Source organism: Ekhidna sp., assembly GCF_965212185.1.
Lineage (GTDB): Bacteria > Bacteroidota > Bacteroidia > Cytophagales > Cyclobacteriaceae > Ekhidna.
In genome coordinates this window covers 1811180-1823680 of sequence record NZ_OZ243102.1, presented here as the reverse complement: position 1 = coordinate 1823680, position 12501 = coordinate 1811180, and the positions used below count along the sequence as shown (strand labels likewise).

Sequence of the window (12501 nt, the reverse complement as noted above, 5' to 3'; positions counted from 1 at the left end):
ATCATATTGCTATTTAGTATTTTTTAATAGTTTCAAAAGCTTTTTAGGATCTTGTCGATTATCCCAGAAAGCTGTGATGATTATTTCACTAGCATTGTACTTATAGAAAATGCTAAAGTGTCCCATGGAAGCGATTCGAGTTTCTGGAAAATCAGCTTCTCTGAAAATTTTGGGGTTCTTGGCAATTAATTCAGTTTTCGAATTACTGGCCTTAAGGAGTTTTAGTGAATAAGAATTTGATTTGTTGTGTTCGACCCAATATTCCAAAACATTTCTTCTTTGCCTGGCAGCAGTTTGAGTCCAGATTACTTTTCTTTTAGCCATTTAAGCTCTTGCTTATTGAGTGAATCCTGATCAATCATTCTTCCATTTTGAATGTCATCCTCACTCATGGCCAACATGATCTTTTGCTCTTCGGTCAATGGTATTTTATCATGCTCGACATTAGAAGATTTGATCATTTTCTCAAGAGCTTGAAGATATTGCGAGTTGTCAATTGACATTAAACTATCAATAACCCGATTTCTTATTTCGTTCAATGTGGCCATATGTAAAGATATTTAATTTCTTTCGTTTTAGTTCCGCACACATTCACCTTTTACTCTCTACCCTATCCAGCCCTAAAAAGCTGAAAGAGTGCTCGTGAGTACCAAGAAATGAAGTGACTACTTTTGAGGACGAAAGACACCTTCCCTAAACTATTAATCCCACCCTGAACCGAAGCTATATTAACCTCGAAGCAGGCCATTACCGATACGTCGGACCGATAACAATACTAGTGATTTGCTGTTTGTGATCCGCCAACTGCCGAAGAAACAATTAACATTAAAATGCAACCCGCACACATTTGACATTCTCCTTCCCTCCCTCAACTTAATCATTACATAAGAAGTTGATTATCCTTACTTACTAATAATCTATGACATATTCTCCCTGAGTATTTGCAATAATGACAATGGTACCATCCCAACCGGTCGCATAAATGGACTTATTTATCACTTGTTCTTCAAATCTGTCAAAAGGAACATTTGGAGCACCTCTGCTTTCTCCTTTTAACCCAACCCATTCTCGCGTTACTCTATCTCGATCTTCAGATATTCCATTGGTTAGTGCTTCAATTGCAAGTGTATGGGGATGTCCATATTGACTAGCTGTCCATTTTTCTACGTTGGTCCATTGGCCCATTGAGATTACCGCATGCTTAGGTGTCATGGAATTAATCAACTCCTTATTTGTTCCATTTTTAGCACCATGGTGCCCTACCTGATATACATCAATATCCAAGATATTTCCGACAGCTGGATTGGTGAATGCTCCATAATGTCTTAGCATCGTCTCAATGCCTTCAAAGTCCAAATCTCCTGTAAATAAAAAAGAAGACTCTCCGTATTCTACTTTGACTACAAGGCTATGATTATTCCCATTCTTAACGAAATCATCATTTGACCAGCCTGAGGGCTTATTCTCAAAAGTTCCAGAGAGAAGTGTAATGATTGGGTCAATATCATTGCAATTAATTGGATCGATCTTGTTGTTTGTTAATCCATCTACATTTCCATTTTTGGTAATATCTTCAAAACTGTAAGTGTTGTAAATACTTGGGAAGTTATTTTTCATCCACACCTGGTTCTTTTTACCAGATCCCTTCTTCTTACCATTGTCAATGTAGTTTTCGATTGTGTACCGATTTGCAACCTTATCTAGCGCACGGTTATGATCTACATGGCAATGGGTTATGAGTACTAAATTCAGGGTATTATTTAGATCTCCACGCCTTTGAAAGAAGCTATCTAAATACGCGATAAGTTGTTGTGTACGATCATCATTTCCAACGCCTGCGTCTATCAAGATAGCTCCACATGGAAATTCCAGTAGAGTAGCGTCAGCCTGGCCTACATCTATGAAATGAACGGCCATTTCATCGTTAGCAGGCAAAACTTGACTTGTTGCTGGCAAAGAAAGCAATGCCAATAGAAAGGAGATTGATACTAGTGTTTTCATTAGTGATTGATTAATTGATTTCAACATCATTTTAATTTAGTAAATCCCCCCTTGTTTTTGAATGATTTACATATATTTTCAAATGACGGTAGTACGTATTTAAGAACTAATTGAATTGTAGTAAGAAACCGCACACATTTGCCATTCACTCTAGCTTCCCTCCTTCCAAAAATGCCAAATCGAGTTTGCGAGATTCACGAGAGACTGTGCGCATGCCTTAAGCGTATGAGTAAAAGAGTGCCTGCCTGTCGTCATAGGCACCCTGCAGCCTGTCTTCTCGCTAAATCTATCCACTGGATAGATCTGAACGCTCGATCCCCCTTAACTATTAATCCTCCAGATATCTATCGGGACTGAACCCAAGCTATATTAACCCCGACGCTACGGTCGGGCCAGGAATAACGCAGGCCATTACCGATACGACGGACCTATAACAATACTAGTGATTTGCTGTTTGTGAGCTTTAGCTAACAATCCTCGGTATTTTGCCATGCCAGCCCGCCGAGATGGAGTTCCCCAGTGCGGAAATAAGAAAAAGACTACCCTTGCCCCAGCAGAATATCTGTATTTCAAGTACATAACAAATGTAACCAGTTACATAAATATGCTTATGAGAGAAGATTTTTTGGTATCCATGGGTTATCCCGGTCTTACAGCCAGACTGAAAAGATTGAGTGACCAGCTTATTTATCAAACCAGAGAGATATATAAAGATCATCAGATTGATATTGAGCCTAACTGGCAGAATCTATTTCTACTGTTCAAAAAGCATGAGACGCTGACTGTAACTCAAATCACGTTGGTCACAGACCTGTCCCACCCTGCTGTAATCAAAATAGTTAACCGAATGATTGATAAAGGATACCTGTCTACTGAATCGGATTCATCAGATGCTCGTAAAAAAATACTACAATTGACAGATAAAGCTCACAAGAACCTACCTGTGTTTGAGAGCTTTTGGCAAGCAGGTCATGAAGCCATTGAAGAATTACTTAATCATGAAACAAAATTGTTAGATGATCTCACGATCATTGAAAATAACATTCGAAAGTCAAACTTTAGAGATCGGGTAAATAAACGATTAAGCAACAAAAACACGAATTAAGGATGCCAACAGCAATTGTAATCAAAGAATATGGCGAACCTTCCGTTCTCAAGGAGAAGAATGTTGAAGTTCATGCTCCTGCACATAAAGAGATTCGTATTAAACAAACGGCTGTAGGAGTCAATTTTCATGATATCTATGTTAGATCTGGCTTATACAAAACTTTGTCTTTGCCTGGGATTCCTGGCATTGAAGGTGTTGGAGTTGTAAAAGAATTGGGTTCTGGAGTAATAGACTTGGTCGAGGGAGATCGGATCGCCTACATAACACCTAACTATGGTGGATATGCAAGCGAACGAATCATACCTGCATCTATAGCGATTCCAATACCTAATGAAATATCAGATGAAATAGTTGCTGCAACAATCCTTAAAGGACTCACTGTCCAAATGCTCACCAGGAATGTCACTCGTCTACATGCCAACGATTGGGTTTTAATACATGCTGCTGCCGGTGGTGTAGGGCAACTCCTTACACAAGAAGCAACCAGGATGGGTTGCAGAATTATCGGAACGGTTGGTTCCTCTCAAAAGGCTGAAGTCGCTAAAAGAATTGGATGTGAAGAGATTATTCTATACAAGGAGGAAGACGTGGTTGATAAAGTGATGAAAATAACTGATAACAAAGGCGTTAAGGTAGTTTATGATAGTGTGGGCAAAGACACCTTTCATGATTCACTCGCTTCGTTGACTTACAATGGGCACCTGATAAACTTTGGGCAGTCCTCAGGTCCGGTAGAAGGATTTGAAATACCAATGCTGGCTAAAAAATCCTCTACACTTTCCAGACCTATGATCTTTCACTATACTCAGGAAAGAAAACAATTACTTGATATGAGTGAGAAGTTTTTTGATTCCATCCTCAATGGACATATTACACCGGCCAAACCTTTGGTGCTTCCTTTAAGTGATGCCGACAAAGCTCATGAAATATTAGCTTCTCGTAAACTAACCCAACCTGTCATTTTAATCCCCTAATGCTATGGCTGTATTCGAACAAGTAGATTTTGCCGAACACGAACAAGTTCTTTTTTGTCATGATGCTTCTGTAGGCCTGCATGGAATCATTGCAATTCATAGCACGGTCCTTGGTCCTGCAGCTGGTGGCTGCCGCATGTATCCGTATGAATCATCAACTGAGGCGCTTAAAGATGTATTACGTCTTTCGAAAGGCATGAGCTATAAAAATGCACTTGCAGGCCTTCCCTTGGGTGGCGGCAAGTCTGTGATCATCGCAGATCCAAATAGTGACAATAAAGACGAATTACTCAAGGCATTTTCCAGACATGTACAGGGACTGGCTGGTAAGTATTGGACAGCAATTGATGTTGGTGTAGGCCCAAAAGACGCGGATATTCTTGCAGAAAATTGTGATTATATCTTCGCCAGAGCCAGTCAGTACCCAGAAGGTTTCAACCCTTCATTATTTACGGCTCTTGGTGGTTTTACGGGGATACGAGCTACTGCTAAGCACGTATGGAATAGGGATCATTTGAGCGGACTAAAAGTCTCTGTGCAAGGACTGGGAGCTACCGGTCGTGAACTCTGCAGACAGTTGTTTGAAGCAGGTGCTGAGCTATATGTTTCGGATATAAACAAAGAGGCAACCGATTATGCGGTGGATAATTATGGTGCAACCCAACTTCCGGTGGATCAAATTCACGCTGCTGAGGTTGACCTGTTTGCTCCTTGTGCCATGGGAGGTATTATTAATGATGAAACCATCTCAGATATAAAAGCCAAAGCGATCTGTGGTTTAGCCAACAACCAGCTAGTCTCCGAAAAACACGGAGTTGAACTAAAGAAAAGAGGTATTACCTACGTTCCGGATTATGTTGTCAATGCTGGAGGAATGATGGGAGCCGGAACTCGTATTTTTTCAAAACCAACCATGGAGGATTCAAGAAATCGAGTCCTTGGACTTTATGATACAATAATTGAGCTATTGAGCCTGGCTGAAAAAGAAGATAGACCCACTTCAGAAGTGGCTGATAAAATGGCTAAAGGACTATTAATGAAAACCATTTAACGCAACAACTATGCCCGCATATGTTATATCCATGATGTCAATTCACGATCAAGAAACCTATAAGAAATACACTGATCGCACACCCGACATTGTCAAAAAGTACGGTGGTAAATTTTTAACTCGTGGAGAAGAAGTGATTACCGTAGAAGGAACACCCTATACGGATCGTATGGTGATATTAGAATTTCCTAATAAAGCATGTGTTGAAGACTGGTTTGAGGACCCAGACTATCAGAAAGCAATGAAATTCAGACATGCGTCATCTTCTATGCATATGCTATTAATTCAAGAGGGAGGAAAAAACACAACAGATCCAGATCCTAAGTTGTAAATTAATCACCTCACACATTTGCCATTCGCTATACCCTCCCTGCTTCCAAAAATGTCAAAAGAGTGCTCGTCAGTACAAGAAATGAAGTGACTGCTACTAAGGACGAAAAAGGCCTTTACGCTAAACTATTAATCCTCCCGATATCTATCGGGACTGAACCGAAGCTATATTAACCTCGACGCTACGGTCGGGCCAGGCATAACGCAGGGACATTATCGAACACATTCTGTGTTCGCGATAATAAACATTATTTCGGTCCGCGTAGGATAAATAGCTATGAACGATTGAAAATTCAAAATTATTGTAATTGATGTTACTGATGTTTTCAAAATGAAAACATTTAGATTAATTTTACGTTCAATGAAAAACATTGTCTCGCGAAAGTTGATAAGGGAGTTCTGGGAGAAATACCCTGATAGTGAGGAGACGCTAAAAACATGGTACAAAGTAGCTATGAAAGCTGACTGGAAAAATAGCAACGAAGTAAAAGCTCAGTACAAAAATGCGAGTGTTGTGGGTGATAACAGAATAGTTTTTAACATCTGTGGAAACAAATACCGATTAATTGTCAAATTCAACTACGAAATGCAATGGGGTTGGATACGTTTCATAGGCACTCATTCGCAATATGATAGAATTAATGCTTTAACTATATAATTATGAACATAAAGCCAATTAGGACAGAAAGTGATTATAAGCGTGCTTTAGTAGATCTTGAAAAGATTTTTGATGCTCCAAAGGGTACACCAAAAAATGATTTAGCTGAGATACTAATTACATTAATTGATAAGTACGAATCTGAACATTACCCGATTGAGGCACCAGATCCGATAGAAGCAATTAAAATTAGAATGGCAGAAATGGATTTACATCAAAAAGACTTAATGGGTTTTATTGGAACGAAAAGTCGAGGGACTATTTCAAATATTTTAAATAGGCGAAGGCCACTGACACTTCCTGTGATAAGAGCTATTGGCCCTAAGTTAGGTTTGTCATTTGATGTCTTAGTAAAGGAATATAAAATGGGATAATACCTATTTAATCACATACATTTGCCATTCACACTACCTTCCCTCCTGCCAAAAAAGTCAAAAGAGTGCTCATGTGTACTAAGAAATGAAGTGACTTATTCTAAGGACAAAAAAGGTCAACCCACACTATTAATCCTCCCGATAACTATCGGGACTCGAACCGAACCTGTCTGCCGTCAGACAGGCGCAGCGTAGGACATTATAACATCTATTGATTGCTCTGCACAAACAAACTATCCATCATTATATTATCTTGCGAAAGTTTTCAAAAACAAGGTCATTGATTATGAGGCGGAAAATTCCTGAATCAACACTTCCAAAAATCATCCGCTCGCAAATGATTACTCCCGAAGGCATGCAAAAATTAAGGGAAGAACATGATCACTTGTGGCGTGTTGAGCGTCCGGACATTACCGCGAAGGTTGCATGGGCCGCAAGTTTGGGAGATCGTTCAGAAAATGCCGATTACCATTACAACAAAAAACGTCTTCGAGAAATTGATAATCGCATTCGCTACCTATGTGACTGTATTGACAACTTAAAAGTTGTTGACTACCACCCAAATCAAGAAGGAAAAGTGATGTTTGGAGCATGGGTAGAAATTAAAAACGAAGCAAAAGGTTTTCAAAATCGATTTCGAATTGTAGGTTACGAAGAGCTCATCGGTAATAAAAATTACATATCTATGGACTCCCCAATGGCTAAAGCGCTGCTTAATAAAACGGTTGGAGATGAGGTTGTAGTTAAAACCAAAATGGGTGATTTTGTATGGAAAATTCTTAAAATAGAGTATCAGAAGTAGTATATATAACCAAAATAGGTCTCAGACTATAACACGATCATTTTTTAACTACTTTCTAGCTTAGACGAGTAATTATTTTGTTTAAGAAGTCAAGTTTTTGACAACTTTAATTCAGGCACTTGAATAACATCATTTCTCAAACCTGAAGTAGAATCCTGGCTCGTACACTTTTTCAGCCTACCAATACCCTTTTCTAGGTATTTTTCACTTAATGATATAATGATTCTTTAAAAAGAATTGTCTTCACCCTATATAAATCCAATACATTATTTGCAAAATGAAATTATAACGTCCTTGAAATTCTACCGTTACTTTAAAAGGAATTATCTTAACATAACGACATTCACAATCTAGTGGGAGCCGTTGGTTTCATAAATGCAATCCACTAATTTCTAATTTCACTTTTCAACCATTGTGCATCTTTAATTACTTCAATATCATCTGGATTATGTACTTTAAGCTCGGTTATAAATTCATCCAATTTTTTAGCAAGCTCTCGGTCGCTTCTGACAAATGCGCTTTTATGGAAATGCAATTCAGATTTAATAGCTTTCATAGGCGCGAAAGACCTAATAGAACTACTCGCATTTTTAGCAATTCCTAGTCTAGTTCTCTCCTTTTCAATCTTCTCTTTCAGTTCCTCTAGTTGTTGCTGAATGAAGCTTTTTTGACTTATGTAATCTTGCATCGAAATCTGGCCATCTTTGAACTGCTTGATTCTTTCAGTAAGAATCTCTTGCCATATATCATAATTCAGCGCGTGTGTGTAATACATGGAATATTCTGTGTCGGAATCAAACTTTTTCTGACTGTGGTAGACAGCATAAAAAATTGTGGTGGCGGTTACAGCCTCTTTTCCGAAAGTGTCTTTATCTGTAATATTTCTGGATGCTGAAGAAAGAAAAGCATACGTTCCTTTTGCGATTTTTGTCATGCTAAAGGTGGAGCTAAAAGAAATAGAGGATGAGCTTTTTGCCGCCTCTGCAATGGCATTTACGAACCCCTTATAAGATTCAACATAGTCATTACTTGTCAGAACTGTTAACAAACTTCCACCTTGAATGCTCTTGCCTACCACATTTAATGTTTTAACTATTACCTCAACCATAGCTTCAAGACTAAATTCACTACTGTATTCAACCTTCATGTCGTAACTCAGTACCTCCTTCTTAAAATCATCTATATCAAGGCTCTTAGCAGTTTCATCAATTTGATCTGAAAATTCACGCTTGTAAGAACCAGAGATGGCTTTCATTTCTTCTTCAAGCTTCTCTAGCGCATCTCGTGCCTTTCCAGACTTTTGAGCTGCTTCGTTTATATTACCACTTTTACACGCCATAGCTATTAATTTAAATTTTGGTTAGTACTAAACTGGTTTCTAAGACCTTATCCGTACCTGATGATACAAATTAGTTGTCTTATGATTTTTCTTGAAGAAACTTGCTTCTTCAGTATTTAATTTTTTCCGTTCATCTTGTATTCTTTCCTTTAAGGGCTTTTTCCCATGGAAATCGTAGTAAAGCCCTTCTTCATTCATGATAATTAACTTTCCTTTGGTCTTAATAAGCAAATCTTTTAGGATTCCCCTATTGGGCATAGTACTCTTCCAATTATGGCTAATAACACGATAATCTAAAGTAGCCATAGCAGTTAGATCTTTGGACTTCATCATTCTTAGCCCTTTGTTTTTGGCAGTTCCGTTATGACTGAGATGGTGAGCTACTTTATAAAATACGGTACGATTGAGAAGATCTTCAGTAAGCGGCTTTGTTCCCCTTTGATTCTCTTCCCAATTAATCTGATGCCAACTCTCCCAGCTACCAAATTCAGCGTCACCTGGAAAAAGCATCACTCGTCCAGAATCTTCAAATTCAATTGCCATAGCTAAGCTTAAGTTATTAATCCCGGTATTTAGCCTGAGGGCCAAATTCCCAGCGCCAGCCAATAACCAATCATTGTCAATTCTTCGCCATGAGTGATCTTCGCTACTATAATTATCTCTGGTTTTTGTAGAATGATCCGTGTAACCTTTAAATGGTGAGATAGAGAGTGTAGAAGCTTGTGAGCTCACAGCTGCCGAAAAAGAATCACTTCTACTCAAAACCTTATTGTGATCGTAGGTATCCCCTTCATGTTTTCCGTGCTCTTTTTTTACTGCTTTTATGGATTTCGGAGGTCCCAAAATATAAAATTTGACTCCTGGCAATCCGTTGATGGTTTCAACATTTCCAGGTTCAAAAAAACGCATCTTATCCTTTCCTATCTTATTTTTAACGACTTCCATACCCCTTAGCCCTCCCTTGTATTTTCCACGAGCGTCAAGTTCAAAGTGCAGCTCGGCAAATCCATTCAAGCTATCTCTGTAATTGTTGTAATAGGCACTGAGTCTTTTATGCTCATAATTGGCATTGAAAGTGTTTTTAAAATCATCACTAGAAAGTGTATCATTGACCTTTGCTACAGCTTCAGCAAAAGAACGCTTCTTTTGACCGTACTTCTCTTTCCATTGTTTTACAAACTCATCCTCATCATTCTCACTCCAAGCCATCCAGACCTCATCAACAACAAAATTATTTGTAAACAATGTCTCGCAAGCATTGAATAGGTAAACATGGTCTTTATGCTCATGAGTGATGACTAAGAGATCTAATTTATTATTTACATATTTTTTAAGATCGTTTACATGTTTTCTTAATTCACTTTTCGTAATTCCAGAACCCCAAGTACCTCCATCTATCATCATAGTGAAAATACAATTTCGCCCCGCAAAGAATTTTAGCACGAAACAATCACCAGTTCCAGTTCTATACATGCGAATATCTGTATGAGTAGGTTTAGCCATGGTTCAATTAGGTTTGTTGATGTAAAAGCGAAAAGGGCTCCATTGGCTGTACACCAAAACCTATTCCAAAATACTGTTGAAACTCATTTATATAATTTCCATATGATTCAAGCATATAATCCCATTGCTTTTCAATCATTTCCTTGTTTAATATAAATTGTTGAGTCTCCCCTTCCCATATAAGCACTTTTTTGGCAATTGTATATTTCAACTCCTTGGTATCCAGGTCGAATATCAATGTTGCTCCTGCTTTGAAAATGTACCCGTTATCCCGGTAAGCCTCTGGAACCTCATCATCACTTGATGGAGAAAAGTAGCCTTTATAAGTACTGCCATCCATAATCACTCCACATCTTTGAATAATTGAAAAGACCACTTGATTCGTTTTGTTGTTTTCTGGGCCGACTCTGGACAGTAATCTTAGATTTTGCACCTGGAAGCTTGGACGGTTCCTTGAAGTTCTGATGCCATATTGTTGCCAACTTCCGTTGAAAACTAGACCAGTAATTTGTACGAATTCGTTATTGTCAACAAATTTCACTTGTAGCCTCCTATGTAAACCAGAAATAAAAGAACTCTCACCCATACCCATCTTTTTGCGCATTTCATCATTTACATTACCTCCTGCTATCACGGCCTTAGTAATATCATATATATCTTTTCTATCTACTGTATATGCGATCTTATTACTATAGTCTCTCAAAAAATCTGCGATAATGCTGACAAGGCCTGCATTTCTAATATTGACATCCATCTCGGGATACCGAAGACTTTCTATACTTAATGATTGTACATTCTCGGGATAAATACCTCTCTTTTTGAATGCTTCAATGAACGCTAAGCGGTAGCCATATTTATCTTCTTTTACCAAATCATAATCAGCGGTAACAATAGCACGCAGGTACTCTCCAAATGTAATATCTGTTGGGGGGCAGTAATCAATTGCTCTGATACACATATTAAGTATCTGTCCAGAAACCTTCGCCGCTTCATCCGATAATCTATTTACCAAATCAGGATGAAGATCAGTACTTGACATTGACTTGTCGATTGAGGCAATCCTATACAAATCGGATACTCTTCGATTATAAATTGCTAGAAAAGCCTCAAAGACGGCACCCAGCAGAATGCTACCTCTGGCATGAGGTTCCAATGTTTGGTGATATTCTCTGGGATCCGGCTCCTTTGGTTCCCATTCCTTTGTGTTTGGGTTGATTTCACCAATTGCGCTCCTAAGGCTACCGTAGCTCCCAATCGAAATACCAAACTCTTGTGCTAATTCACCTAAAAGGTTTTGAGTGGCCAGATCTCCCTTTGTTGCTGATATCTGGTGTCGCAATACTTCTGGAAATGTAAAATGTTGAAAAAGGGCAACAATGTCAGCAAAAGCTTCATGAAAAGCTAAAACGTCCGGATTTGTCGGTTCGTTGTAATGACGTTTCATACCATCAAGGATCGCATGCGTAACCTCATGGGCGATAATATCATGGCTCAAACAAGTAAAAATGAGAGATCCTGGCATTTGATCTGACTGATCAATCGGATTTGAATGAAAGTAACCAAATAACAGTGCCTTTTTTTGAGGGCTGTAATATGCGTTTGGCTCCCGAAGCGAATGCGGGTATATCCGAAGTTTATCTACATATTCTTCATATTTATGACCCTCATCCTCCAAATCTTTATTTAGTCTTCGGGAAGACCACAATACTTTCCGACCTAAAGCCTTCTCAAAGTTCTTTATGGTAGTCATTGCAACTGCATAGACCATTTGTTGATGAAATTGAGGATTGCTTTCACTTGGATCTAATCCTTGCTGCGATAAAATTCCTGTATCATTTAGATCTACAATTTGAATGAATTCATCCGTGGTGGGGTCATAGTCAATAATTTCTAAGTATTCGCCAATTAGTGATCCTTTAGAAACATCTAAATCTTCCCAGGGAACTTCATATACAACTTCATTAATGTAATAGGTATCCAGCTGAGAAGATAGTGATGGGTCGAAAGCGTATCCTCTTAATTTACGGTGGGATGGCAGCATATTCAGTTCAGTTACACTTTAAATTTCATTAATATTCTAATAATATCATATACCCCATAAGAATTATTTTATACAACTGTATTAATAAAATTGGATCCTTTTGTACACTTAGGTCATTCAATTCAATCCATTATTTGTAAAATGACATTTTTATCTAACACATTCACTACACTCCATACCCCCTGTCTATATTCCTCACTATTATATGGTGATTCCTCTGTCAAGGTGGCATTAATCGTACCGAGTGGTAAAAAAGTCCTCGTTTCTGCTAAGAAATAAAGAGAAGTTCTTAATTGATTAAATAGACCAAACGCTAAACC

General features: G+C 38.3%; 13 protein-coding genes. 7 read left to right on the top strand and 6 right to left on the bottom strand.

Annotated features, from left to right (window positions below):
• Window positions 1–9: 9 nt before the first annotated feature.
• From ACOMC3_RS07955 to ACOMC3_RS07945, 3 genes are all read right to left on the bottom strand, one after another.
• Window positions 10–324, bottom strand: a complete 315-nt coding sequence (locus tag ACOMC3_RS07955) for a type II toxin-antitoxin system RelE/ParE family toxin (protein ID WP_420319004.1) — start codon at window positions 322–324, stop codon at window positions 10–12.
• Window positions 306–548: a hypothetical protein gene (locus ACOMC3_RS07950; protein ID WP_420319003.1), complete on the bottom strand. Its 243-nt coding sequence runs from the start codon at window positions 546–548 to the stop codon at window positions 306–308. The genes ACOMC3_RS07955 and ACOMC3_RS07950 overlap by 19 nt, the downstream gene beginning before the upstream one ends.
• 361 nt (window positions 549–909) lie before the next feature.
• Entirely contained in the window at window positions 910–2001 is a 1092-nt protein-coding gene (locus tag ACOMC3_RS07945) for a ComEC/Rec2 family competence protein (RefSeq protein WP_420319002.1), read from the bottom strand.
• Window positions 2002–2611: 610 nt separating this feature from the next.
• Here ACOMC3_RS07945 and ACOMC3_RS07940 point away from each other — a divergent pair.
• The 7 genes from ACOMC3_RS07940 (at window position 2612) to greB (ending at window position 7298) form a co-directional block, all read left to right on the top strand.
• Complete coding sequence (locus ACOMC3_RS07940; RefSeq protein WP_420319001.1) at window positions 2612–3106, top strand: MarR family winged helix-turn-helix transcriptional regulator; 495 nt, start codon at window positions 2612–2614, stop codon at window positions 3104–3106.
• 2 nt (window positions 3107–3108) lie between these two features.
• Window positions 3109–4083, top strand: coding sequence for a quinone oxidoreductase family protein (locus tag ACOMC3_RS07935; protein ID WP_420319000.1), 975 nt, complete (start codon window positions 3109–3111; stop codon window positions 4081–4083).
• Window positions 4084–4087: 4 nt separating this feature from the next.
• A complete protein-coding gene (locus tag ACOMC3_RS07930) occupies window positions 4088–5134 on the top strand; it encodes a Glu/Leu/Phe/Val dehydrogenase dimerization domain-containing protein (RefSeq protein WP_420318999.1) in 1047 nt (348 codons plus the stop codon).
• Window positions 5135–5144: 10 nt separating this feature from the next.
• Complete coding sequence (locus ACOMC3_RS07925; RefSeq protein ID WP_420318998.1) at window positions 5145–5465, top strand: DUF1330 domain-containing protein; 321 nt, start codon at window positions 5145–5147, stop codon at window positions 5463–5465.
• 360 nt (window positions 5466–5825) lie between these two features.
• Window positions 5826–6122 (top strand): type II toxin-antitoxin system HigB family toxin, encoded by a 297-nt coding sequence (locus ACOMC3_RS07920; protein WP_420318997.1) that lies wholly within the window; start codon window positions 5826–5828, stop codon window positions 6120–6122.
• Between the two features lie 2 nt (window positions 6123–6124).
• Complete coding sequence (locus tag ACOMC3_RS07915; RefSeq protein ID WP_420318996.1) at window positions 6125–6496, top strand: helix-turn-helix domain-containing protein; 372 nt, start codon at window positions 6125–6127, stop codon at window positions 6494–6496.
• A 286-nt stretch (window positions 6497–6782) separates the two neighbouring features.
• Window positions 6783–7298, top strand: coding sequence for a transcription elongation factor GreB (gene greB / locus ACOMC3_RS07910; protein WP_420318995.1), 516 nt, complete (start codon window positions 6783–6785; stop codon window positions 7296–7298).
• 385 nt (window positions 7299–7683) lie between these two features.
• Here greB and ACOMC3_RS07905 read toward each other — a convergent pair whose 3' ends face one another.
• From ACOMC3_RS07905 to ACOMC3_RS07895, 3 genes are read right to left on the bottom strand one after another with little or no spacing between them, the layout of a single operon-like run.
• On the bottom strand, window positions 7684–8637 hold the full coding sequence (locus ACOMC3_RS07905) for a hypothetical protein (protein ID WP_420318994.1): 954 nt from the start codon (window positions 8635–8637) through the stop codon (window positions 7684–7686).
• Between the two features lie 39 nt (window positions 8638–8676).
• Window positions 8677–10140 carry a hypothetical protein gene (locus tag ACOMC3_RS07900; protein WP_420318993.1) on the bottom strand — a complete coding sequence of 488 codons (1464 nt, stop codon included), beginning with the start codon at window positions 10138–10140 and terminating at the stop codon, window positions 8677–8679.
• A gap of 7 nt (window positions 10141–10147) precedes the next feature.
• Complete coding sequence (locus tag ACOMC3_RS07895) at window positions 10148–12181, bottom strand: hypothetical protein (protein WP_420318992.1); 2034 nt, start codon at window positions 12179–12181, stop codon at window positions 10148–10150.
• Between the last annotated feature and the right edge of the window lie 320 nt (window positions 12182–12501).